This is a genomic window from Pelagerythrobacter sp. (assembly GCF_041912895.1).
GTDB lineage: Bacteria > Pseudomonadota > Alphaproteobacteria > Sphingomonadales > Sphingomonadaceae > Pelagerythrobacter.
This window is the reverse complement of sequence record NZ_JAYSGI010000001.1, coordinates 826,997-850,041: the sequence shown is the minus strand read 5'-3', so window position 1 is coordinate 850,041 and position 23,045 is coordinate 826,997. Positions and strand designations below refer to the sequence as shown.

Below are 23,045 nucleotides of genomic sequence, written 5' to 3'. Positions count from 1 at the left end.
ACTTTCGCCCGTTCGCCCTCGGTGGAAGGGGCAATCGCGGTGCGCGTGGTGTGGACTTCGATCCGGGTTGTAACGGTGGACGGGGATTTGCGGCACCGCCGAGTGGTGGCACAAGCAGAGCCATGTAGGAAAACGGTATCTCGTGCCGGGGTGCGTGAATCGATCGGATGCGCCCATCCGGCGCTCCATCGCGTCTCGACTTCGCGCGATGCGAAGCGTTAAGGGGTCTGCCATGAACGACAAGAACGACGCACCCACCCCCGCCGACTGGCAGGCCGCCGCCGACAAGGAAGTAAAGGGCCGCGACCTCACCTGGCACACGCCAGAGGGGATCGCTGTCAAGCCGCTCTATACCGCCGAGGATACCGCCGATCTCGATCCGGGCCTGCCCGGCTTCGCGCCGTTTACGCGCGGCCCCTACGCCAGCATGTACACCGGCCGCCCGTGGACCATCCGCCAGTACGCGGGCTTCTCCACCGCCGAGGAATCGAACGCGTTCTATCGCCGCAACCTCGCCGCCGGGCAGAAGGGGTTGTCGGTCGCATTCGATCTCGCCACCCATCGCGGCTACGACAGCGACCATTCGCGCGTAACGGGCGACGTCGGCAAGGCGGGCGTCGCGATCGACACCGTGCGCGACATGGAGATCCTGTTCGGCGATATTCCGCTCGACCAGATGAGCGTCTCCATGACGATGAACGGCGCGGTGATCCCAGTGTTGGCGTTCTACATCGTCGCGGCGGAACGTTCGGGCGTGTCGCAAGACAAGCTTTCGGGCACGATCCAGAACGACATCCTCAAGGAGTTCATGGTCCGCAACACCTACATCTACCCGCCCGAGCCGAGCATGCGGATCATCTCGGACATCATCGGCTACACCAGCGAGCACATGCCGCGGTTCAACTCGATCTCGATCTCGGGCTATCACATGCACGAGGCCGGGGCGACGGCGGTGCAGGAGCTCGCCTTCACCATCGCCGACGGCAAGGAATACGCGAAGCGCGCGATGGCCACCGGGCTCGACCTCGACGCCTTCGCCCCGCGCCTCAGCTTCTTCTGGGGCATCGGGATGAATCTGTTCATGGAAGTCGCCAAGATGCGCGCGGGCCGCGCGCTGTGGCACGACGTGATGGAGGGGCTGGGGGCGAAGAATCCCAAGTCGAAGATGCTGCGTACGCACTGCCAGACGAGCGGCGTCTCGCTGCAGGAGCAGGATCCGTACAACAACGTGATCCGCACCACGATCGAGGCGATGGCCGCGGTGCTGGGCGGCACGCAGAGCCTGCACACCAACGCGCTCGACGAAGCGATCGCGCTGCCGACCGATTTCTCCGCCCGCATCGCGCGTAATACGCAGCTGGTGATCGAGGAGGAAAGCGGGATGACCAACGTCGCCGATCCGCTCGGCGGATCGTATTACGTCGAGGCGCTGACGGCCAAGCTGGTGGAGCAGGCGGGCGCGCTGATCGACGAGGTCGACGCGGCGGGCGGGATGACCGCCTACGTCGCGACCGGCAAGCCCAAGGCGCAGATCGAGGAAGCCGCCGCGCGCAAGCAGGCGATGGTCGATCGCGGCGAGACGGTGATCGTGGGCGTGAACAAGTATCGCCTGCCCGAAGAGGCCGAGATCGAGACGCTCGACATCGACAACCACAAGGTCCGCGCCAGCCAGATCGCGCGCATCGAGCGCGTGCGGTCGGAACGGGACGAAGCCGCTTGCCGCGCCGCGCTGGAGGCGCTGACCGAAGGGTCTAACGGCGGCGGCAACCTGCTCGGGCTGGCCGTCGAAGCAGCCCGCCACGATGCGACGCTGGGCGAGATTTCGTCCGCGATGGAGGACGCGTTCGGCCGCTACGACACGATGCCGACGCCGGTGAAGGGCGTCTATGCCAGCGCCTACGAGGGCGACGAGCGCTATGGCCAGATCGTGCGCGGGGTCGAGGCGGTGGCGCGCCGGCTGGGGCGCAAGCCGCGCGTAATGGTCGCCAAAATGGGCCAGGACGGGCACGATCGCGGGGCCAACGTGATCGCCAGCGCGTTTGCCGACATGGGCTTCGAAGTGCTGAGCGGCCCGCTGTTCCAGACCCCCCGCGAAACCGCCGCGATGGCGCTGGAAAACGACGTCGACGCGATCGGCGCGTCGAGCCTCGCCGCCGGACACAAGACGCTGATCCCCGAACTGATCGAGCTGCTGCGCGAAGCGGGCCGCGCCGACGTGAAGGTCGTCGCGGGCGGGGTGATCCCGGCCAAGGACTACGAATTCCTGCGCGAGGCGGGGGTGCAGGGCATCTACGGCCCCGGCTCGAACGTGGTCGAATGCGCGGCCGACATGCTGCGCCTGCTGGGCCACAATATGCCCCCGCCGGGCGAGGATGTCGGCGACGAGGACATGAGCGAGGCGGCGGAATGATGGACGAGGATGGCGAGCTCGGGGCCGATCTGGATGTTCCGTTCGGACGGTCCTACGATTTCTTCAAGCACACCACCGGCATATCGCTCGTTTCGCTCGGTGGTGTATTCGCGTTCGCCGACGGTCAGGGAACTGAATTCGATCCCAAGCAACTCATCGTCGTGCTGGTCTTTATAGGCCTGGCCGGGGTGACGAGCTTGCTCGTCGCTTCGTATCTCGCCAGCCTCGAAGTCACGCCGCATTCGCGCGACAAGGTCGCGCGGGTCATTCGGATCGCTCAAGCCATGGTGAGCACGCTGCTCTCGGGCGGGGTTGGCGCTTTCCTGTACAATTTCACACCCACGGTGCTGACATGATACCGACCAGTCGCAGCGAAGAGACAATCGCGGACGACCCCGAGGCGTCCGAGCGCGCATTCGCTTCGATGCTCGGCGTCGAGGATGCTCAGGCCGAGCCAGCAGAATGAGTAACGCGCAATCGGGACCCTTCTTGCCGATCGCCGCGATGATGTTCGCAGCGGGTATCGGTATTCCGGTGTTTGCCGCTTTCAACTCGGCACTCGGCAAGCAGCTCGGCGGGGCTGTCGCGGCGACGATGGTGAGTTTCGCGATCGGGCTGGTTATCGCCATCGCCTTGCTTGCGGTAACGGGCTTGCCGCAAAGGCACGCCATCAGCTTCGAGGCGCCGCATATCTGGTTCGGCGCGGTGTTCATCATTTTCTACGCTGTTTCGGTCACGTTCGCCGCGCCGCGCATCGGGCTCGGAAACGCGATCTTCTTCGTGCTGCTCGGCCAAATCGTGGCCGCGGCGGCGATCGACCACTTCGGATGGCTCGGCGCGATCCAGACCGCGATGACGCCCAGGCGCGCCATCGGTATCGCGGTTATGGCGGTGGGTCTTTATCTTGCGCGAAAGCCCGCGTGACACTCGGCTTCTCCGTCGACGAACTGCTGCCCAAGGCGCGCGGGGGCGGCGTGCTGAAGATGGGGCTCGCCGCGCTGGCGGACGACGAGTGGTTGCAGCCCGAGCCCGATCTCGCCGCGCGCGAGGAGGGTTTTGCGGCCTTTCCCGAAGGCGTCCAACTCGACCCGGAGGCCGAGGCGCCGGGGCGCGAGCTGGCGGCGATGCTCGGGGTCGCGGGTGGATTGCCCGAGGCGGCTACGGCGCGGTGGGAGGACATGTGCCTGCTGACCAAACGGGAAGAGGAGGACTTTTACCGCCTCGTCGGCGCGGCGGTGGCATTCCCGAGCGACTGGCGTCCGGCGGAGAAGATGGGGCTGCCGCTGGCCGCGATGCACGCGCCGATCCAGGGCTTTGCCGAACAGCTTGCGAGCGGTGTCGACCACTTCATGCTGAAACTGAGGCCCGGACGGATTTTCGGGCGCTGCAACTGGTTTATCGCCGCGACGCCCGAGTTGCGCTGGATCGCGCGGCCCGACGCCTTCGCGCATGTCACGCCCGACAACGCGGGCGAGACGCTGTTCGTCCGCTCCGAGCGCCAGACGTTGCGCCGCCTGCCCGAAACCGGCGCGATTTTGTTCACTATCGGCGTCTACGTTTCGCCGCTGGCCGAGTTGTCGGACGCGAACGTCGCGCGGCTCGCGGGCGCAATGGCGGGCCTGCTCTCGGGCGAGGGCGACCGTCGGGGGGCGCCGCACTATGCCGCCGCGCTGCAAGGGTTTGCGCAATCGCGCGGGGCCGCTATCGGACATTCGACATGACAGACATCCGCACCGACTGGACGCGCGAGGAAATCGCCGCGCTGTTCGACCTTCCCTTCACCGAACTGCTGTTCCGCGCCGCCAGCGTGCATCGCGACCACCACCCGCCCGAACAGGTCCAGCTCTGCACGCTGCTCAGCATCAAGACCGGCGGTTGCCCGGAAGACTGCGGCTATTGCAGCCAGTCGGTCAAGGCCGACAGCGGGGTCGAGGCGACCAAGCTGATGGACGTGCAGGCCGTGCTCCAGCGCGCGGCGCAGGCGAAGGACGCGGGGAGCCAGCGCTTCTGCATGGGTGCCGCCTGGCGCAACCCGAAGGATCGCGACATGCCCGCGATCGTCAAGATCGTGCAAGGGGTGCGCGAGATGGGGCTGGAAACCTGCATGACGCTGGGCATGCTGACGCCGACACAGGCGGAAATGCTCGCCGAAGCCGGGCTCGACTATTACAATCACAATATCGACAGTAGCCCCGAATATTACGAGCGCGTCATCACCACGCGCTCGATGGACGAGCGGCTTGAGACGCTGGCGAACGTGCGCGCGTCGGGGATCAACGTGTGCAGCGGCGGGATCGTCGGCATGGGCGAAACGCGCGCGGACCGCGTGGGCTTCGTCCACACGCTGGCGACGCTGGAACAGCATCCCGAGAGCGTGCCGGTCAACGCGCTGGTGCCGGTGAAGGGCACGGTGTTGGGCGACATGCTGGCCGACACGCCGCTCGCCAAGATCGACGACATTGAGTTCGTGCGCACCGTGGCGGTGGCGCGGATCACGATGCCGCTGTCGATGGTGCGCTTGAGCGCAGGCCGCGAGAGCATGTCCGAGGCAACGCAGGCCCTGTGCTTCCTCGCCGGCGCGAATTCGATCTTCACCGGCGACAAGCTGCTGACCGCGCCGAACGCTGGCGACGACAGCGACGGCGCACTGTTCGCCAAGCTGGGGCTGACGGCGCTGCAAGGCGAGGAGCCGTTGCGGGCTTCTGGCCGGGCGTGCAAGGCGGTGGAGGACGCCTGACCGGTGCCGACAGTCCTGCGCATCGGACCTTTGCGGTTCTATTTCTACAGCCACGAGCCGAACGAGCCGCCGCATATCCACGTCGACCGCGGCGAGGCGACGATCAAGGTCTGGCTCGACAGCGGCGAGGTGGCGAAGAGCCGGGGCTTTCGCGCGCACGAGATTAATGACATTGCTAAGCTGGTTGACGAACACCGCGTCAGGCTGCTGGAGGCGTGGCATGAATATTTCGGCTAGAGTGACCGACGAGCGCGTCCTCGACGTGCGCTTCGACGAAGCGAGCCTGATCGTCGATCTGATGGACGGTCGCACGATCTCGGCCCCGCTCGCCTGGTATCCCCGCCTTCTCCGCGCGACGTCCAAGCAACGGGCGAAGTGGGAGAAGGCCGGCGCTGGCTACGGTATCCACTGGCCCGAAATCGACGAAGACCTGAGCACCGAGGGGCTGCTGCGCGGCGCTCCGGCACCCAAGGCAGCCTGATAGGAAATCCATGTTCTCCAAAATCCTCATCGCCAATCGCGGCGAAATTGCCTGCCGGGTCATCACCACCGCGCGGCGGATGGGTATCGCCACGGTGGCGGTCTATTCGGATGCCGATGCGCGCGCGCCGTTCGTGCGGATGGCGGACGAGGCGGTGCATATCGGCCCGCCGCCCGCCGCCGAGAGCTACCTGCTCGCGGACAAGATCATCGCCGCGTGCAAGCAGACCGGGGCCGAGGCGGTGCATCCGGGCTACGGCTTCCTGTCCGAACGGGCGAGTTTCGTCGAGGCGCTGGAGGCAGAGGGCATCGCCTTCATCGGCCCGCCCGCACCTGCAATCGCGGCGATGGGCGACAAGATCGCATCGAAGAAGCTGGCCAAGGAGGCCGGGGTCAACACCGTGCCCGGCTCGCCCGATGCGATCGACACCACCGATGATGCGCTCAAGTGGGCGAACGACATCGGTTATCCGGTGATGATGAAGGCCAGCGCGGGCGGCGGCGGCAAGGGCATGCGGCTGGCATGGAACGACACCGACGTGCGCGAAGGGTTCGAGGCGACCCAGCGCGAAGGCAAGAACTCGTTCGGCGATGACCGCGTGTTCATCGAGAAGTTCATCGAGGACCCGCGCCACATCGAGATCCAGGTGCTCGGCGACAAGCACGGTAACATCGTCTATCTGAACGAGCGCGAATGCTCGATCCAGCGCCGCCACCAGAAGGTGGTGGAGGAAGCGCCGTCGCCCTTCGTCAGCCCCGAAATGCGCAAGGCGATGGGCGAACAGAGCGTCGCGCTGGCGCGCGCGGTCGGTTATCACAGCGCGGGCACGGTCGAATTGATCGTCAGCGGCGCGGACCCGACGGGTGAGAGCTTCTACTTCCTCGAGATGAACACCCGGCTCCAGGTCGAACACCCGGTGACCGAGGCGATCACCGGGATCGATCTTGTCGAGCAGATGATCCGCGTCGCGGCGGGCGAAAAGCTGCCGTTCGCGCAAGGCGACATCGGCATCGACGGCTGGGCGATCGAGAATCGCGTCTATGCCGAAGACCCCTATCGCGGCTTCCTGCCCAGCATCGGGCGGCTGGTGCGCTACCGCCCGCCGGTCGAAGGCTGGACCGACGACGGCGCGGAGAACGCCGAAAACCCGAATGGGCGGCGCGGCGTCGATGGCGTGCGGGTGGACGACGGCGTGTTCGAGGGCGGCGAGGTCTCGATGTTCTACGACCCCATGATCGCCAAGCTGGTGACCTGGGGCAAGACACGCGACGAGGCGGCCGACCTGCAGGTGCGCGCGCTCGACGCATTCCAGCTCGAAGGGCTGGGGCACAACGTCGATTTCCTCAGCGCGATCATGCAGCACCCGCGCTTCCGCTCGGGCGATCTCACCACCGGCTTTATCGCCGAGGAGTATCCCGAGGGGTTCGCGGGAGCGGAACCTTCCGCCGAGCTGAAGCGCGCGCTGGCGGCGGTCGGCGGCGCGATCGCCACGGCCGATGCGGATCGCGCGCGGCGGATCGCGGGCCAGCTCGATCCCGCGCTCGCCGCGCCGGGGGACTGGTCGATCACCGTGGGGGGCACCGACCACGCGGTGAGCCTGGAGGAGCGCGCGATCACGGTGGACGGCGATCCGGTGGAGCTGGCGATGGAATACACGCCCGGCGCGCGGTTCGTGGAGGTCGCGCTCTACGCCCCGGGCGCGGACGAGGACGCAGAACCCGTCGATCGCCTCGGCCTGCGACTTTCGCCCACGCGCACCGGCTATGCAATCACCACGCGCGGCGCTCGGCACGATCTGCGCATTCTGCCAGCGCACGTCGCGCACCTGACGCAGCATATGATCGAGAAGGTGCCGCCCGATCTCTCCAAGATGCTGATCTGCCCCATGCCAGGCCTGCTGGTGAAGCTGCACGTAGCCGAGGGCGACGAGGTCCAGCCCGGCCAGCCGCTCGCCACGGTGGAGGCGATGAAGATGGAAAACATCCTCCGCGCGGAGAAATCCGCTACCGTGGGCAAGATCAACGCGGGCGAGGGCGACAGCCTGGCGGTCGACGAGGTGATTCTGGAACTCGAATGAGTATCGCGCTCGCCCTCCTTTCGCTGGTCGCTGCCGAGCCGGTGGCGGTCAATGCCGCGCTGCTGGAAGGCTTGCCGGTGGTCGAGGCGCGGCTGGAGGCGCATGGTGAGGTGTCGGCCTGCACCGGTCCGACGCTCGCCAGCGTGGTCGCGCGGATGGGCGCGGCGAGCGGGCGTGAGGTGCGCGGCGAGGCGTTGCGGACCGCGGTGCTGGCCCGCGCGCGTGATGGCTACGCGGTGCTGTTCAGCCTCGGCGAGATCGAGCCGCTGCTGGGTGATGCGCCGATCATCGTCGCGACTCGCTGCGACGACGCCCCGCTGGACGACGAGGTCGGGCCTTACCGGCTGGTGGCGGAAGGCGAGGCGCGCGCGGCCCGATCGGTCCGCCAACTCGAGAGCCTGGCCATGATCGTGGCGGAGTGACCGGCCAATGCACCTGCACCATGCGCCCGATGCACCCGCCGCCGAGCGGACCGACTTCGAGACCTTCCTGAAGGCCGACATCCGCGTGGGCACGATCGTTTCGGCGGAGGCGTTTCCCGAAGCGCGCAAGCCGAGTTACCGCTTGCTGATAGATTTCGGCCCGGCGATCGGCCGGAAGAAGAGCTGCGCGCAGATCGCCGCGAACTATGCGCTCGACGCGTTGCCGGGGCGGCAGGTGGCGGCGGTGGTCAACTTCCCGCCGCGCCAGATCGGCCCGGCTATGTCCGAAGTGCTGACGCTCGGCTTCGCCGACGCGGCGGGCGAGGTCGTGCTGTTCGCGCCCGATACGCCGGTGCCGGACGGATCGCGGCTTTTTTGACGCAAGATACTGTGGCGCGCACGCCACGTTGGAAAGCAAATCGTTTCCCTGGCACTGTGCCATGGTTAATAATCTTGCGCCCGGTGCGCGCACTGCGATATTTTCAAGCCATAGAGCAGCGAGCCGTGTGCCGAGCGTGGCAAGGGCGAATGCGCTGCCGTCAGCCGGGTCCGATCACGATTGGAGACAGGCCATGGCGCACAAGGGAATGGGTTTTTTCGACAACCGGGGCCACTATTTCAAGTCGCCCGAAGAAGCGACGATCAGCGACCTTTCGGTCATGCTCGGGCGGATTGGCGACCGCGACAGCTTAGCGCCCGGCATTGCCAACATGCTGCTCGAACGGCGCACCGAGCTCGAGCGGATTTTCGTCGAGCACGACGAGATGATGCTCGCCAAGGCGGCGGCTCTGCCGAAGAACGTCACTTCGCTGACCGAGAAGCTTGAGGCCAAAGCGAACTGATCCACGCAGTCGGGGGCCGTAGCATCATGCCAGCGCGGCATCCTCGGGCTCGGCGTCGTGCATCAACCGCCTGGCGAGCAGGAGCTTGAACGCCACGAAGGCGAGCCCCGCCGCCGCGGCGAACCCCATGTGCATCAGCCAGAAGCTCGTCACCGGCATCGTCTCGAACCAGCCCCCGACCCAGCCGACGATCGAATTGCCCGCGAAGAAGGCGAGATAGTACAGCCCGATCACCGTCGCGTTGATCTGGCTGGGGGCGAGCCGCGCGAACAGCGCCAGGCTGACCGGCAGCATGTGCGCGAAGCCGATCGAGTTCACGACGTGGAACATGACCGGCCAGAACAGGCCGATCTTTTCGCCCGGCCCGGTGGTGGCCGCGGCCATGTAGAGGCAGGCCATGCCACCGATCGAGAAGGCCGATCCGATGATGATCTTGGTCAGTTCGTCTGGCTCGCGCCAATGCTTGCCGTACCAGCGGTAGAACAGCGCGACGATGGCGAGGAAGCTGACCGACACGATCGCGTCGAGCGTGACCAGCCAGCCGGTGGGCAGGGTGGTGCCGAAGAACTGAAGGTCGAACGAGCGGTCGCCCCAGACGAGGTAGGCGTTGAAGATCTGGTTGTTGGGCACGATCGCCAGCGCCATCACCGGGATGAGTAGGAGCAGCGCGGCGGTGGCGAGCCAGTCCCTTCGGGTCATCGGTGCCTTGGGTTCGGCGGCCGCCCTCGCTCCGCGCGCCGGCACGTCGAAATGCTCGCGCGGGAGGTGCTTCTGGCCGGCGACGTAGATCGCGAGGCCGATCAGCATTCCGACGCCCGCCGCACCGAAACCCCAGTGCCAGCCGACCTTCTCGCCCAGTGTGCTCACGATCAGCGGACTGGCGATCACCCCCGCGTTGATGCCGAGGTAGAAAATCTGAAACGCGTCGGCACGGCGCAGGTCGCCGGGCCTGTAGAGGCTGCCCACTTGGCTCGCGATGTTGCCCTTGAACAGTCCCGAACCGACGATCAGGCACAGCAGCGCGAACAGGAACGTGACGTCGAAAGCCATCAGGAAATGGCCCGCCGCCATCACCACCGCGCCGATCAGCACCGTGCGCCGCTTGCCCAGCAGCCGATCGGCGATCCATCCGCCCAGGATCGGCGTCAGATAGACGCTTGCCGCATAGGTGCCGAAGATCGCGGAGGCGAACGCCTGCCCGTCGAGCCCGCCGTAAAGCGCGCGCAATCGTTCGATCCCGGCGACGTTCTCGACATTGCCGGGCAGCAGCAGGTTGTTGACCATGTACAGTACCAGCAGCGTCTGCATGCCGTAGAAGCTGAAGCGCTCCCATGCCTCGGTGAAGGCAAGGTAGGCCAGGCCCTTGGGATGACCAAGAAACGCGCGGTCGTCCGGGCCGAGGGCGAGTTCGGGAGTGGCTTCGGCAGTGGTCATCGTCGGCGTCCCCGCAATTGCTTCTTTTGCAAGGGAGTTAGCCGCTGGCGAAGGCGCTGTCGCGCGAAAGTCAGCGCGAACGAAGTTGTTCGTCGAGGAATGTCGCCACATCGGCGAGTTTCACGTCGCGTGCGACGAAGGCTTCGCCGATTCCGCGCAGCAGGACGAAGGGGAGGGTGCCCGCGTCCATCTTCTTGTCGTGCAACATGTGGTCCGCCAGGCGCGCACCGTCAGCATTGAGACCCAGCGCGGCAATTTCGGCGGGCAGCCCGGCGGCGTCGACCGCGCGGGTGACGCGCGCCGCGTCGTCTTCCCCGATCAGGCCGAGCCGGGCGGAATAACGCGCGGCGAGGACCATGCCCAGCGCGACGCCTTCGCCATGCAGCAGGCGGTCGGAAAAGTCGGTTTCCGCCTCCAGCGCATGGCCGAAGGTGTGGCCCAAGTTGAGCAGCGCGCGGCGGTCGGCGGTTTCGCGCTCGTCCTCCGCCACGATCCGCGCCTTGGCCGCGACGCTGGCGGCGACAGCGCGTTCGAGCGGTTCGTCCTCGCGCGCGAGGACCGCGCCGCAGTTCGCCGCCAGCCAATCGAAGAATTCCGCATCGCCCAGCACGCCGTATTTCAGCACTTCGGCATAGCCGGCTCGCATCTCGCGCTCGGGCAGAGTGGCGAGCGCGTCGAGATCGGCGAGCACCAGCGAGGGTTGGTGGAACGCGCCGACGAGGTTCTTGCCCGCAGTGGTGTTGATCGCCGTCTTGCCGCCGACCGAGCTGTCGACTTGCGCCAGCAGCGTGGTTGGCAACGGGATGAACCGGCATCCGCGCTTGAGGATCGCCGAGGCGAAGCCAACGAGATCGCCGATCACGCCGCCGCCGAGCGCCAGCACGTGATCGCCGCGCTCGACCTGCTCGGCCAGCAGCCAGTCGGTTACGCGCGCCAGCGTGTCCCACCCCTTGCTGGCCTCGCCGGGCGAAAGCACCAGCCAGCGTGGCTCGATCCCCTGTGCGATGAACGAGACGGAGACGGTCGCCTGCCATTCGCGTGCGACGTTAGCGTCGGTCACGATCGGCACGGTCTGCTTGCGCAAGAGCGGTGCGCAGTGCCGCCCGGCCTCGCGCAGCAGCCCGCGCGCGACGTGGACGCGATAGGACCGTCCGCCCAATTTGACCGGGACTACCGCCATCGGTCGATCGCCTCGATGATCGCCATCGCGGTGTCCAGGTGCGGCCCGTCCTCGCCCCCGATGCGGATCGGCGCCTGCGCGTAGAATGGTTCGCGCTCGCGGCTGAGCCGGGAGAGGATCTCATGCGGATCGCCCCCTTGCAGGAGCGGGCGGCTGTTGCGCCGCGCGGTGCGCTCGACCAGCGTTTCGACCTTGCAGTCGATCCATACCGCGATCCCGCGATCGAGGATCAGCTTGCGGGTCTCGTCGCTCACGAACGCGCCGCCGCCGGTGGCGATCACGCCGCGGTTTTCCTCCATCAGTCGCGCGATCACGCGCCGCTCGCCATCGCGGAAATAGCCTTCGCCGAAACGGTCGAAGATTTCCGCCACGCTCATCTGCGCGGCCTGTTCGATCGCGTCGTCGGCGTCGGTGAAGTCCTTGCCCAGCAGCGTGGCGAGCTTGCGCCCGACGGTGGACTTGCCCGCGCCCATCAGCCCGACGAGCACGACCGGTCGGTCGATCCGGCGCGCGATGCGGGCGATTTCGGCGTCGCTGAGCGTTTCGGCCTGCTGGGTCATTGCCGCATCGCCTATAGATGGGCTAGGTGGCGCGCAACTGTGAGAAGGGTCATCGGGACTTGGCAATTACCGGCAAGCGTATCGCGTGGGCGGCGGCGGCAGTGATCGCCGTCCTGCTGCTCTACGCCTGGATCGACGGCGGGGAGGAACCGCTGCGGCCGATCGCGCAGCCGGTCGACCTGCCGGAGACGCCAGCATGAGGACCGCGCTGCTCGCTAGCGGTGCCGCGTTGGCGCTGTGTTCGACGCTCGTGGTGGCGCAGAGTTCGCCCGAGTCGTTGCTGCCGCCCGGGTTCGACGACCCGGCGCCCGCGCCGAGCCCGACGCCCGCGCCCCGCCCAACCTCCGCCGCCACGAGCGCCCCTGCACCCTCGGCAACCAGTGTGCCGGTGATCCAGGACATTCCCGGCACGACCGGAAGCGATCCGCTCGCCGGCATCGATCTGCCCTACGATCTTCCCTCGCTCGAGGAACTGGAGGCGATGGACACCGACGAGCTCGACGAACTGCTCGGGCTCAAGCCCCGGTCCGACATTCCGCCTGCCGCGCGTCGCTCGCTCGCCGAAGTCGGCGTGCTCGGCCCGGAGGAGGGCGGTTTCGCGACCGCGTCGCTCGCAGCGCAGCCCGCTGCGCTGGTCCGTGCAGCGCTCGCGGGCACCCGCGGTCCGCTCGTGTCGCGTTGGGGGCATATCCTGCTGCGCCGCGCGCTCGCCAGCCGTCTCGCCGCGCCCGAGGGAATGGACCCGGTCGATTTTGCCGCTTTGCGGGCAGGCACGCTGAACGCGATCGGCGAATACACCGCCGCGCGTGCGATCGTGCAGGATGTCGACACCAGCAACTGGAACCGCGCGCTGACCGACGTAGCGCTGGATGCCTATGTCGCCACCGCCGACATTACCGGCGCGTGCCCCGCGATCCAGCTCCAGGGCAGCGACCGCGACGAGGCGCGCTGGCAGCTCTGGCGCTCGATCTGCGCGGCGTTCGCCGGGCAGGGCGTGCGCGCCGGAACCGATCTCAACCGCGCGCTGTCGCGCGGCACAGCGCCGGCGATCGACGTGCTGCTGGCGCAGCGCTATGCCGGGGCTGCGGGCAGCGGGCGGCGCGCCGTCACGCTGGAATGGGACGCGGTCGAGGAAATTACCCCGTGGCGCTACGCGCTGGCAACCGCACTCGGGGCGGAAATTCCCGACAACCTGCTCGCCGACCCCGAGCCCTATTACCAGCGCGTCTCTGCGATCTCGCCCGCGCTTGCGCCCGCCGTGCGCGCCCCAGGCGCGGATTGGGCGGGGCGCGAGGGCATCCTGTCGTCCGCCGCGATGGTCGATCTCTACGGTCAGCTCTACACGGTCGAGGGCGCCGAAGGCCCGGCGGCGGCGACCGCGGCCAGTTTGCGCAACGCCTATGTCGGCGATGCGCCCGCCGCACGGCTGGCCGCGATGGAGGAAATCTGGGGCGGGGGCGCAGCGGGCTACGGCCGCATGGTGCTGACCGCCTATGCCGCCGCGCGCATTCCGCCGCGCGACGAATTCGTCGACGCCGCGCCGCGGTTGATCGCCTCGATGCTGGCCGCCGGGCTGGATCGCGACGCGATGGAATGGGCCGAGGTCGTGCCGCAGGGCAGCCAGGGATGGGCGCTGCTCGCGCTGGCGCAGCAGAACCGGCAGAACCCGGTCTCGGGCGGGCAGATCGGCAGCTTCGTCGAGAGCGACGAGAGCGCGGGCAAGCGCAAGTCGCGCTTCCTGCTCGCCGGGCTCGCGGGGCTTGGGCGGATCGACGAGGGCACGCTCGGCAGTTATTCGGACGAAGTCGGGATCGACCTTTCGGGCCAGACGAAATGGACCCGCACGATCGAGCGCGCGGCCGAGGTCGACAATGCCGCGCTGGTCGCATTGCTCGCCGGGCTGGGGATGCAGGGCGAGGGATGGGAGCGGATGACCGCGCGGCATCTCTACCACATCGTCTCCGCGCTGAACCGCGTCGGGCTGTCAGCCGAAGCGCGAATGATCGCGGCGGAGGCCGTGGCCCGCGGCTGATGTCCGCGATCGAGGATTTCCTCGCCATGCTCGCCGCAGAGCGCGGCGCGGCGGCGAACACGCTGGCCGCCTATCGCCGAGATCTCGAAGGTGCGGAAGACGTGGTCGGCGCGCTGGAGAGCGCGGAACGCGGCGATCTGGAGCGGTTGGGGCAAGCTTGGGCTTCGCTCGCGCCCGCCACCGTCGCGCGCAAGGCGTCGGCGCTGCGTCAGTTCTACGGATTCCTGGTGGACGAAGGCGTACGGGCCGACGATCCCTCGCCCGCGCTGCTGCGCCCGGCGACCCGCCGTCCGCTGCCCAAGATCCTGAGCCACACCGATATCGAAGCACTGTTCGCCCGCGCCGAACAGGAGGCGGACGGCGACGATCCGCGCGCGGTGCGCCTGCTGGCGCTGTTGGAAATGCTCTACGGATCGGGCCTGCGCGCGACCGAGCTCGTTTCGCTGCCGCTCGCGGCGGTGCCGCGCGATGCGCCATTCATCACCGTGACGGGCAAAGGCGGGCAGGCGCGCATGGTGCCCGTCAGCGGGCGGGCGAAGGCGGCACTGTCACGCTGGCTGGTGCTGCGCCCGGCGGAGGGCAGGCACCTGTTTCCCTCGCGCGGAGGCAAGCACCTGACACGGGTGCGGCTGTTCCAGCTGCTGAAGGATCTCGCCATGCGCGCGGGACTCGCGCCCGAAAAAGTCAGCCCGCATGTCCTGCGCCATGCCTTCGCCACGCATCTGCTGGAGGGCGGGGCGGACCTGCGCGTGCTCCAAACCCTGCTCGGCCATGCCGATATCGCGACCACGCAGATCTACACCCACGTCGACAGCGCGCGGCTGGTCGCGCTGGTCAACGACCGGCACCCCCTTGCCCATCGCGCCCTTGCTCATCGCGCAAAGCCGGACTAGCGGAGCGCGATGATTTCCTACCTCGAATTCGAGAAGCCCGTCGCACAGCTCGAAGCGCGCATCGCCGAACTGCGCGCCGCCGCCGACAGCGACGATGTCGACATTTCCGGCGAACTCGCCCGGCTGGAGCAGAAGAGCGCCGACCTGCTGGCCAGCACTTATGCCGCGTTGACCCCGTGGCAGAAGACGCAGGTCGCCCGCCATCCTGCACGCCCGCACTTCCGCGATTTCGTCGCCCATGCCTTCGACGAGTTTGTCCCGCTCGGCGGCGACCGGACGTATGGCGAGGACGAGGCGATCCTGGGAGGCTTCGCGCGGCTCGGCGGACGGCGCGTGATGCTGATCGGGCACGAGAAGGGGCACGACACCGAAACCCGGCTGCGCCACAACTTCGGCATGGGCAAGCCCGAGGGCTATCGCAAGGCGATCCGCCTGATGGAGATGGCCGGGCGCTTCGGCCTGCCGGTGGTGACGCTGGTCGATACCTCGGGTGCGTTCCCCGGCGTGGAGGCGGAGGAGCGCGGCCAGGCCGAGGCGATCGCCCGCTCCACCGAGGCGTGCCTCGCGCTGCCGACCCCGATGGTCGCGACGATCGTAGGCGAGGGCGGTTCGGGCGGCGCGGTCGCGCTGGCGAGTGCCGAGCGCGTGCTGATGCTCGAACACGCGGTCTATTCGGTGATCTCGCCCGAAGGCTGCGCCTCGATCCTGTGGCGCACCGCGGACAAGGCTCCGGACGCGGCCGAGGCGATGAAAGTGACGGCGCAGCATCTGGAAAAGCTGGGTGTGATCGACCGCATCGTGCGCGAGCCGGTCGGCGGCGCGCAACGCGACCCCGAAGGCACGGCGAAGGCGCTGGGCGCCGCGATCGGCGAGGAGTTGGACGCGCTCGCCGCACTGCCGGCCGAACGGATCCGCCGGATGCGCGAGGATCGCTTCCTGCAGATCGGCTGCGCCTGACGCGGGAACCGAGCCGGCACGCGCCGGGTTCACCCTCACAGGAACAAACGCAGCGGCGGGTGGAGCGCCGCGCATGCCTGGAGGAGACATCGCAATGCCCCACTTGAAGAAACTCGCCCTCGGTTCAACCGCAATTCTCTCGCTCGCGCTGACTTCGTGCACCGCGATGGGCGGAGGCAACATCCCCAGCGCCTCGACTCCGATCACCCAGTCCGAAGCGCAGATGGGCGCGGAAGCGCATCCGCAACTGCTCGCCGAATTCGGCGGCGCGATGACGGGGCCGCAGGCGCAATACGTCGAGCAGGTCGGCAAGAATATCGCCGTACAGTCCGGCCTCGGCAACGCGCAGTCCGATTTCACCGTCACGCTGCTCAACAGCTCGGTGAACAACGCCTTCGCGATCCCCGGCGGCTACGTCTACACCACGCGCCAACTCGTCGCGCTGATGAACAACGAGGCCGAGCTCGCGGGTGTGCTCGGGCACGAGGTCGGTCACGTCGCCGCGCGCCATTCGCAGCGGCGGCAGGCCGCGGCGCAGCAGAATTCGCTGCTCGGCGCGGCGGGGGCGATCCTGTCGGGCATCCTGCTGGGCGACAGCAGCATCGGACAGCAGGTGTCACAAGGGCTCCTGCAGGGCTCACAACTGCTCACGCTGCGCTTCTCGCGCGACCAGGAGTTGCAGGCGGACGATCTCGGTATCCAGTATCTCCATCGCGCCGGCTACGATCCGCGCGCGATGGCCACCGTTCTGCAAAGCCTCGCATCGCAGAACGCGCTCGACGCCTCGCTGGCCGGGCGCGGCGACGCGACGGTGCCCGAATGGGCCTCGACCCACCCCGATCCGGCGAGCCGCGTGCAGTCCGCGCTTCAGCGGGCGAGCGCCACCGCCGGGGCGGGCGGCGTGACCAATCGCGACACTTTCCTCACGCGGATCGACGGTCTCGTCTACGGCGACGATCCGGCTCAGGGGATTATCGATGGGCGGCAGTTCATCCACCCGGTCTTCCGCCTGTCGTTCACTGCGCCTCAGGGGTTTTACATGGTCAACGGCACCAGCGCGGTGTCGATCAACGGGCAGAGCGGGCAAGCGCAATTGAGTACCGGCCCCTACAACGGCAACCTTGAGGCCTATGTGCGCAGCGTATTCCAGGCGCTCGGCGGACAGCAGCAGACTCTCGCACCCGCCGCGCTCCAGCGGACCACGGTGAACGGAATTCCCGCCGCCTACGGCACCGCGCGCGTCAACAGCGGCAATGGACAGGTGGACGTGGTGGTGTTTGCCTACGAGTTCTCGAACAGCCAGGCGTTCCACTTCGCCACGATCAGCCAGTCGGGCCGTTCGGGCACGTTCACGCCGATGTTCAATTCGATGCGCCGGATCACCCAGGCCGAAGCGAGCCAGGTGGTGCCGCGGCGGCTTGAGGTGGTGACGGTGCGCAGCGGCGACACGGTGTCGGGGCTGGCGAACCGGATGGCTTATGACGATGCGAAGGAACAGCGCTTCCGCGTGCTCAATGGCTTGGGTTCGAGCGACCAGCTGCAGGCCGGGCAGAAGGTCAAGATCGTGGTGCGCGGCAGCTAGGCTCCGAGCATGAAAAAGGCGGCAGGATCGTTCCTGCCGCCTTCTTCTTCCGGTAGAGTGGAATCAGCCCGAAACGGTGTTGTTCGCGCCAAGCTGGCTCGACACGGTCGAGAACGTTTCGGTGAGCTCGGTGCCCAGCGTGCTCATGGCGGTGATCGCGGCGACCGCGATCAGGGCGGCGATCAGGCCGTATTCGATGGCGGTGGCGCCCTGCTCGTCGCGGAGCAGCTTGGTGATGAACTTCATGTCTAGTCTCCTGGTTCAGTCTTCGATACCCGAACTCTTTCCTGCAACGCGGGAACGAGCAATCTGCGGAAATAGAGGGGAGGGGTTGAAAAAGTGCTAAAGCGCCGATCGAGCGCCGACCCCTACTCCATCGCCGCTGCGGCCTCAGTCGAGATGGTACTCCACATCTCTATCGTTTCGCCGGCGACGCCTTGAATTGCGACGATGCAGGCGATGACGACCAAGGACACGATCAGGCCGTATTCGACGGCGGTCGCACCGCTGGTGTCGTTCCCGATACGATTCAGGAATTTCCTCAGCACTGGGATGCCCCCCGATACGGTCCTGACGATCGCTTCTGCCCAGGTTGGGTTAAGGATTGGTTCCGCCGAATGGTTGACGTGACAGGAAATCCGACATGGATCGCGGTCGCGGCGCTCGCGCTCGCGCGTGAGGACGGGCGCTGGCTCATGCACCGGCGCCCTCCAGACAAGCATCATGGCGGGCTGTGGGAATTTCCCGGCGGGAAGGTCGAGGCGGGGGAAATGCCTGATTTCGCTCTGGAAAGGGAGATTCGCGAGGAGCTCGGCATCGGCCTCGACCGCGACCACCTGCAACCGGCAGGCTTCGCCCAGTGCGGGCCGGAAGCGGGCGCGCCGGGCATTGTCATCCTGCTTTACACATCGGCCTGCTGGACGGGTGCGCCCCAAGCGCTCGAAGGCGGTGAGATCGACTGGTTCGCGCCGCACGACATCCCGCGACTCGCGATGCCACCGCTCGACGTGGCGCTCGTCCGCGACTTTTTCGGCGCATCCCCGATTTGCACCCGATAGGGATTGCCAAGCGCAAACGCCGCCCCTATGTGGCCCCCTCCAAGCGCGCCCGTAGCTCAGCTGGATAGAGCACCAGACTACGAATCTGGGGGTCAGAGGTTCGAATCCTTTCGGGCGCGCCATCAAACGGCCCGTCTCCGCAAATGCGGGGGCGGGCCGTTTGGCGTCTGGTTCAGGACCGTTCCGACTTAAGTGCCGTGCGGCGGACGAGGTTTGTTGAGGCGCCTTCCCGGGGGTTTTACGTAAACCCTATTGCCTGCCGCGCCTGCGCGGGTAGATTTGCCCCATGGGGCCCGACGACAGGGAAATCCGGCGCGAGGATCGCCACGGTATTGCGGTCGAGGGCCGCTATCGCACCGGCACCGGCGTGCCCAAGGACGTCAGCGTGCTCGACATCTCCGAAGGCGGCTGCCGGTTTTTCGACAAGTTCGGCCGGTTGAGCCCCGGCGCGCAGATCACCATCCGGGTCGGCGCCATCGGACCGATCGCGGCGACGGTGCGGTGGTGCGAGGGTCAGGTGGTCGGGGTGGAGTTCGAGAATCCGATCTACGGGCCGGTGCTCGACCATATCCGCAGTCAGCTTGCTCAGGGCGATCAGTCGACCTGATCTTCCAGCCAGTGCATCTCGTCATCGGAAAAGCCGAAGTGATGCCCGGCCTCGTGGATCACCACGTGGCGCACGAGATCGCCGAAATCGACCCCCGTCTCGCGCCATTCGCGCACCAGCGGCTGACGGAACAGGCTGATGACCGGCGGCAGGTCGCCCGGATCCCAGATCGACTGTTCGTCGAGCGGGCGGCCTTCGTAGAGCCCGGTCAGGTTCCACTTGCTGCGGATGTCGACCGCGTCGAGCTGCTCGCGCGTGGCGAATTCCTCGACCCGCACCACCACCTTGCGCAGCGGATCGCGGAATTCATCGGGCAGAGATTCGACGACGTCGCGCACCATGCGCTCCATGTCCTCGGCGGTGGGCGGGGCTTGGCGAAATACGTCCATTGCTGCAATATGGTGCGCGAACCGCGCCGCGTCACCCCCGCCGCGACGTGCGGAACAATGCCGTGCTTCGCCCATTCTGCCGGGGTACACCTCCACCGAACAGGGATACCCATCGCATGACCGCCGAAACGATCTTCGCGCGTCTGAAGCAGGATCACGACCGCCACCGCTCGCTGCTCGATCGCATTCTCGAAACCCATGGCGAGAGCGACGAACGCGAAACGTTGTTCACCGAACTCACCAAAGAACTGAAGAGCCACGCCGCCGCGGAGGAACAGGCGCTCTATTCCACCATGCTGCGCAAGCCCGAGACGACCGGCGAAACGCGCCATTCGGTCGCCGAGCACCACGAGATCGAGGAAGCGCTCAACGATCTCGCTGCAACCGACATGGCGACGGGCGGCTGGCTGACGAAGTTCAAGAGCTTCGATCATCAGTACCGGCACCATATCGACGAGGAGGAGGAAGATCACTTCCCAGACTTCGAGAATTATCTCACCGAAGCGGACGAGGAACACATGGAATCGGTCTTCGAGCGCCGCAAGCGCGAGGAGAAGACCGAGGCCGAGGTGACCCCGGAAAAGAAGGAAGACGCCAAGGAATAGAAAGGGCGAGGGAGGGGTGAGCAAGACCGAGGCGGGCGCGACCGAGCCCGAGTTCAACGACGAATCCGAAGAACCAGGCGTCTGGCGCTACGCCCGTGTCGAGCGCGCGAGCGTGATCGTCGACGCGGCCGACTATTTCGCGCTGATGCAGCAGGCGATGCTCAAGGCGCGGCGGCGGATCATGCTGGTCGGATGGGATTTCGACACCCGCATCCACTTGGCGGTCGGTCGGCGCTGGTTCTCGCGCATTCTGCGTCGCGACTGTCCCCGGCGGCTGGGCAGCTTCCTGATGTGGCTGGCGCGCCACCGCAAGGGTCTGGAAATCCGCGTGCTCAAGTGGAACTACGGCGTGCTCAAGTTCGCGCTCCGCGGATACATGGCGGTCGACATCCTGCGCATGGCGTCGCACCGCGCGATCACCTTCAAGTTCGACACGCACCATCCGGTCGGCTGTTCGCACCACCAGAAGATCGCGGTGCTCGACGACAAGCTGGCGGTCTGCGGCGGGATCGACATGACGCAGGATCGGTGGGACACGCGCGATCATATCGAGCGCGACCGCCGTCGCCGTCGTCCGCGCGGCCGCCGCTACGGCCCGTGGCACGATGCGACGATGATGTTCGAAGGCGAGGCCGCGCGCGTGCTCGGTATGTACAGCCGCGAACGGTGGGAGCGCGCCGGCGGCAAGGATCTGCACCAGGTCGATATTCCCGACGACAGCCTGTGGCCCGATGGCCTGACTGCCCAGTTCGAGAACGTCGAGATCGGCATCGCCCGCACCCGCGCGAAGTACGATGGCCTGCCGCAGGTCGACGAGATCGAGCGCCTCCTGCTCGACCAGATCGCGCGCGCGAAGCGGTTCATCTATTCGGAAAACCAATACTTCACCTCGCGCAAGATCGCCGAAGCGATCGCGCGGCGGTTGAAGGAGGACGATCCGCCCGAGATCGTGATGGTCCAGCCGATCACCGCCGAAGGCTGGCTGGAGCAGCAGGCGATGGACTATGCCCGCGCCGGCTTGCTGCACGGACTGGCCGAAATCGACCATCGGCAACGCTTCAAGGTCTACGTGCCGCACACCGGCGAGACGCCGATCTACGTCCACGCCAAGCTGACCATCGTCGACGACCGCGTTCTGAGGATCGGGTCGGCGAACTTCAACAACCGCTCGATGGGTCTCGATTCCGAGTGCGACGTGTTCATCGATTGCGATCGGCCGGGCAACGGCCATGCCTGCGAGGGGATCGGCGCGCTGCGCCGTTCGCTGCTTGCCGAACATTGCGGGTTGGAGGAGGACGAGGTCGCGCGGCTGCTGGAAGCGGCCGGTTCGATGCATCGCCTGATCGCCGATCATGGGCAGGCCGAGGGTCGTTCGCTGCGGCCCTACGATGTGCCCGAACTCAGCGAGACGGAAGAGAAGCTGGCCGATTCGACGCTGCTCGATCCCGAACGGCCCGACGACATGTTCGAGCCGTTTGCCAAGGGCGGGCTTTTCCGCAAGGGAAGCCTGATCGGCCGCGCCTATCGCGGCGCGAAGAGGAAGGTCAAACGATGAGCAGCCTGGTCGGGCCCGACGAAGACGTGGCGGATGGCAAGCCTCCGGTCCCTGACGAGGTGCAGGACGCGATCCGCACGCTGATCCGCTGGGCGGGCGACGATCCGGCGCGCGAAGGCCTGCTCGATACGCCCAAGCGCGTCGCGCGCGCGTGGAAGGAGTACTGCCTCGGCTACGGCGAGGATCCGGCGGTGCATCTTTCTCGCGTGTTCGAGGAAGTCGGCGGTTACGACGAGATCGTGCTCTTGAAGGACATCCCGTTCCAGAGCCACTGCGAACACCACATGGCCCCGATCATCGGCAAGGCGGCGATCGCCTACCTGCCGACCGATCGCGTGGTCGGCATATCGAAGCTCGCCCGCGTGCTCCACGGCTTCGCGCGCCGTCTGCAGGTGCAGGAACGCCTGACGGCGGAGGTCGCCGACTGCATCTGGCACCACCTCCAGCCGCAAGGCGTCGCGGTGGTGATCGAGGCGAGCCATTCGTGCATGACCGCGCGCGGCGTCCGCACTCCGGGCGTCGGGATGATCACCAGCCGCATGATGGGCACGTTCCGCGACGATCCGCGCAGCCGCGAAGAAGTGCTCAAGCTGATGGGGTATTGAGCGCGGGGCTCAATCCCCGCGCGAGATCAACCGGCCTGTTCGGCGGCGCGGCGGAGGGCCCGTTCGCGCTCGGCCGCTTCGCGATCGACCATGACCTTCTGCGCCTGATCGGCCAGCCCTCGCCAGGTCTTCTCGGCCCGCAGGTTGCGGTCGCGAACGTTGTCGAGCGTCGCATTGCTGGCCGCAGTCGCGGCCTCCTTCGCACGGGCATCGTAAAATTCGAACGTCTGGCTCACCGCCGGCTCCTCGGATCGTGGAAGGAAGCTGCCCCTCCCGCATCGGCGGAAGGGGCAGTTCGAAAAAGGAAATTCAGTCGGCGGCGGAAAGGTTTACCGCGCTCTCCTTGCCGTTGCGGCCCTGCTCGACTTCGTAGTTCAGGCGCTGTTCCTTCTGCAGCGTCTGCATGCCGGCAGCCTGTACGGCGGAAATGTGGACGAAGCTGTCGGGCGAACCGTCATCAGGCTGGATGAAGCCATAACCCTTGTCTTCGTTGAAAAACTTTACAGTGCCGATCTTGGCCATGGGATGTCCTTTCCAGAACGTAAGGTGACCCGCGGCGAAATGCCTTGGGGTTGTCGCGTCAAATCGTCCGATGAAAGGAAGTCGTCGTCTGGTTTAC

28 protein-coding genes and 1 tRNA gene are annotated in these 23,045 nt (G+C 67.0%); 22 read left to right on the top strand and 7 right to left on the bottom strand.

Annotation, left to right across the window (positions count from 1 at the left end; genetic code table 11):
• Positions 1–232: 232 nt before the first annotated feature.
• From scpA to ACE3QC_RS04180, 11 genes are all read left to right on the top strand, one after another.
• Positions 233–2,410, top strand: a complete 2,178-nt coding sequence (gene scpA, locus ACE3QC_RS04230) for a methylmalonyl-CoA mutase (protein ID WP_374405859.1) — start codon at positions 233–235, stop codon at positions 2,408–2,410.
• Complete coding sequence (locus tag ACE3QC_RS04225) at positions 2,410–2,766, top strand: hypothetical protein (protein ID WP_374405858.1); 357 nt, start codon at positions 2,410–2,412, stop codon at positions 2,764–2,766. Before scpA ends, ACE3QC_RS04225 begins: the two co-directional genes overlap by 1 nt.
• Before the next feature lie 133 nt (positions 2,767–2,899).
• Positions 2,900–3,334 (top strand): DMT family transporter, encoded by a 435-nt coding sequence (locus ACE3QC_RS04220; RefSeq protein WP_374405857.1) that lies wholly within the window; start codon positions 2,900–2,902, stop codon positions 3,332–3,334.
• Positions 3,331–4,131 (top strand): DUF3445 domain-containing protein, encoded by an 801-nt coding sequence (locus tag ACE3QC_RS04215; protein WP_374405856.1) that lies wholly within the window; start codon positions 3,331–3,333, stop codon positions 4,129–4,131. Before ACE3QC_RS04220 ends, ACE3QC_RS04215 begins: the two co-directional genes overlap by 4 nt.
• Positions 4,128–5,147 (top strand): biotin synthase BioB, encoded by a 1,020-nt coding sequence (gene bioB, locus ACE3QC_RS04210; RefSeq protein ID WP_374405855.1) that lies wholly within the window; start codon positions 4,128–4,130, stop codon positions 5,145–5,147. The genes ACE3QC_RS04215 and bioB overlap by 4 nt, the downstream gene beginning before the upstream one ends.
• A 3-nt stretch (positions 5,148–5,150) precedes the next feature.
• Positions 5,151–5,384, top strand: a complete 234-nt coding sequence (locus tag ACE3QC_RS04205; RefSeq protein WP_374405854.1) for a DUF4160 domain-containing protein — start codon at positions 5,151–5,153, stop codon at positions 5,382–5,384.
• A complete protein-coding gene (locus ACE3QC_RS04200; RefSeq protein WP_374405853.1) occupies positions 5,368–5,628 on the top strand; it encodes a DUF2442 domain-containing protein in 261 nt (86 codons plus the stop codon). Before ACE3QC_RS04205 ends, ACE3QC_RS04200 begins: the two co-directional genes overlap by 17 nt.
• Positions 5,629–5,638: 10 nt before the next feature.
• On the top strand, positions 5,639–7,705 hold the full coding sequence (locus tag ACE3QC_RS04195) for a biotin carboxylase N-terminal domain-containing protein (protein ID WP_374405852.1): 2,067 nt from the start codon (positions 5,639–5,641) through the stop codon (positions 7,703–7,705).
• Entirely contained in the window at positions 7,702–8,127 is a 426-nt protein-coding gene (locus ACE3QC_RS04190; RefSeq protein WP_374405851.1) for a hypothetical protein, read from the top strand. Before ACE3QC_RS04195 ends, ACE3QC_RS04190 begins: the two co-directional genes overlap by 4 nt.
• Positions 8,128–8,134: 7 nt before the next feature.
• Positions 8,135–8,506, top strand: a complete 372-nt coding sequence (locus tag ACE3QC_RS04185; protein WP_374405850.1) for a tRNA-binding protein — start codon at positions 8,135–8,137, stop codon at positions 8,504–8,506.
• A gap of 208 nt (positions 8,507–8,714) precedes the next feature.
• Positions 8,715–8,969, top strand: coding sequence for a hypothetical protein (locus ACE3QC_RS04180; protein ID WP_374405849.1), 255 nt, complete (start codon positions 8,715–8,717; stop codon positions 8,967–8,969).
• 24 nt (positions 8,970–8,993) lie between these two features.
• Here ACE3QC_RS04180 and ACE3QC_RS04175 read toward each other — a convergent pair whose 3' ends face one another.
• The 3 genes from ACE3QC_RS04175 to ACE3QC_RS04165 form a co-directional block, all read right to left on the bottom strand.
• On the bottom strand, positions 8,994–10,403 hold the full coding sequence (locus ACE3QC_RS04175; RefSeq protein ID WP_374405848.1) for a peptide MFS transporter: 1,410 nt from the start codon (positions 10,401–10,403) through the stop codon (positions 8,994–8,996).
• A gap of 70 nt (positions 10,404–10,473) precedes the next feature.
• Positions 10,474–11,583 (bottom strand): 3-dehydroquinate synthase, encoded by a 1,110-nt coding sequence (aroB, locus tag ACE3QC_RS04170; RefSeq protein ID WP_374405847.1) that lies wholly within the window; start codon positions 11,581–11,583, stop codon positions 10,474–10,476.
• Positions 11,574–12,143 (bottom strand): shikimate kinase, encoded by a 570-nt coding sequence (locus ACE3QC_RS04165; protein ID WP_374405846.1) that lies wholly within the window; start codon positions 12,141–12,143, stop codon positions 11,574–11,576. The genes aroB and ACE3QC_RS04165 overlap by 10 nt, the downstream gene beginning before the upstream one ends.
• Before the next feature lie 26 nt (positions 12,144–12,169).
• Here ACE3QC_RS04165 and ACE3QC_RS04160 point away from each other — a divergent pair, with 26 nt between their 5' ends.
• The 5 genes from ACE3QC_RS04160 to ACE3QC_RS04140 all read left to right on the top strand — a co-directional run bounded on the left by ACE3QC_RS04160 (position 12,170) and on the right by ACE3QC_RS04140 (position 17,607).
• The gene (locus ACE3QC_RS04160) at positions 12,170–12,343 is read left to right on the top strand and encodes a hypothetical protein (protein ID WP_374405845.1); all 174 of its coding nucleotides are present in this window, start codon (positions 12,170–12,172) and stop codon (positions 12,341–12,343) included.
• Complete coding sequence (locus ACE3QC_RS04155; RefSeq protein WP_374405844.1) at positions 12,340–14,175, top strand: hypothetical protein; 1,836 nt, start codon at positions 12,340–12,342, stop codon at positions 14,173–14,175. The genes ACE3QC_RS04160 and ACE3QC_RS04155 overlap by 4 nt, the downstream gene beginning before the upstream one ends.
• Positions 14,175–15,068 (top strand): tyrosine recombinase, encoded by an 894-nt coding sequence (locus ACE3QC_RS04150; protein ID WP_374405843.1) that lies wholly within the window; start codon positions 14,175–14,177, stop codon positions 15,066–15,068. The genes ACE3QC_RS04155 and ACE3QC_RS04150 overlap by 1 nt, the downstream gene beginning before the upstream one ends.
• A 9-nt stretch (positions 15,069–15,077) precedes the next feature.
• The gene (locus tag ACE3QC_RS04145) at positions 15,078–16,025 is read left to right on the top strand and encodes an acetyl-CoA carboxylase carboxyltransferase subunit alpha (RefSeq protein ID WP_374405842.1); all 948 of its coding nucleotides are present in this window, start codon (positions 15,078–15,080) and stop codon (positions 16,023–16,025) included.
• Between the two features lie 94 nt (positions 16,026–16,119).
• Positions 16,120–17,607: a M48 family metalloprotease gene (locus tag ACE3QC_RS04140; RefSeq protein WP_374405841.1), complete on the top strand. Its 1,488-nt coding sequence runs from the start codon at positions 16,120–16,122 to the stop codon at positions 17,605–17,607.
• Between the two features lie 63 nt (positions 17,608–17,670).
• Here the strand turns inward: ACE3QC_RS04140 and ACE3QC_RS04135 are convergent, their stop codons facing one another.
• A complete protein-coding gene (locus ACE3QC_RS04135) occupies positions 17,671–17,853 on the bottom strand; it encodes a Flp family type IVb pilin (protein ID WP_374405840.1) in 183 nt (60 codons plus the stop codon).
• Between the two features lie 191 nt (positions 17,854–18,044).
• On the opposite strand from ACE3QC_RS04135, the gene ACE3QC_RS04130 reads away from it, so the two are divergent.
• The 3 genes from ACE3QC_RS04130 to ACE3QC_RS04120 all read left to right on the top strand — a co-directional run bounded on the left by ACE3QC_RS04130 (position 18,045) and on the right by ACE3QC_RS04120 (position 19,272).
• Entirely contained in the window at positions 18,045–18,665 is a 621-nt protein-coding gene (locus ACE3QC_RS04130; protein WP_374405839.1) for a (deoxy)nucleoside triphosphate pyrophosphohydrolase, read from the top strand.
• 45 nt (positions 18,666–18,710) lie between these two features.
• Positions 18,711–18,787: transfer RNA gene (locus ACE3QC_RS04125), tRNA-Arg, on the top strand.
• Positions 18,788–18,951: 164 nt separating this feature from the next.
• Entirely contained in the window at positions 18,952–19,272 is a 321-nt protein-coding gene (locus ACE3QC_RS04120) for a PilZ domain-containing protein (RefSeq protein WP_374405838.1), read from the top strand.
• Here ACE3QC_RS04120 and ACE3QC_RS04115 read toward each other — a convergent pair.
• The gene (locus ACE3QC_RS04115) at positions 19,260–19,661 is read right to left on the bottom strand and encodes a metallopeptidase family protein (protein WP_374405837.1); all 402 of its coding nucleotides are present in this window, start codon (positions 19,659–19,661) and stop codon (positions 19,260–19,262) included. The genes ACE3QC_RS04120 and ACE3QC_RS04115 overlap by 13 nt on opposite strands.
• Before the next feature lie 116 nt (positions 19,662–19,777).
• On the opposite strand from ACE3QC_RS04115, the gene ACE3QC_RS04110 reads away from it, so the two are divergent.
• The 3 genes from ACE3QC_RS04110 to folE are packed head-to-tail and all read left to right on the top strand — an operon-like array spanning position 19,778 to position 22,426.
• Positions 19,778–20,266, top strand: coding sequence for a hemerythrin domain-containing protein (locus tag ACE3QC_RS04110; RefSeq protein ID WP_374405836.1), 489 nt, complete (start codon positions 19,778–19,780; stop codon positions 20,264–20,266).
• Positions 20,267–20,282: 16 nt separating this feature from the next.
• Positions 20,283–21,821 (top strand): phospholipase D-like domain-containing protein, encoded by a 1,539-nt coding sequence (locus ACE3QC_RS04105; RefSeq protein ID WP_374405835.1) that lies wholly within the window; start codon positions 20,283–20,285, stop codon positions 21,819–21,821.
• Positions 21,818–22,426, top strand: coding sequence for a GTP cyclohydrolase I FolE (gene folE / locus ACE3QC_RS04100; RefSeq protein ID WP_374405834.1), 609 nt, complete (start codon positions 21,818–21,820; stop codon positions 22,424–22,426). The genes ACE3QC_RS04105 and folE overlap by 4 nt, the downstream gene beginning before the upstream one ends.
• A gap of 26 nt (positions 22,427–22,452) precedes the next feature.
• Here folE and ACE3QC_RS04095 read toward each other — a convergent pair whose 3' ends face one another.
• Both ACE3QC_RS04095 and ACE3QC_RS04090 read right to left on the bottom strand, forming a co-directional pair.
• Positions 22,453–22,662: a hypothetical protein gene (locus ACE3QC_RS04095; RefSeq protein ID WP_374405832.1), complete on the bottom strand. Its 210-nt coding sequence runs from the start codon at positions 22,660–22,662 to the stop codon at positions 22,453–22,455.
• A gap of 73 nt (positions 22,663–22,735) precedes the next feature.
• Entirely contained in the window at positions 22,736–22,948 is a 213-nt protein-coding gene (locus ACE3QC_RS04090) for a cold-shock protein (RefSeq protein WP_374405831.1), read from the bottom strand.
• Between the last annotated feature and the right edge of the window lie 97 nt (positions 22,949–23,045).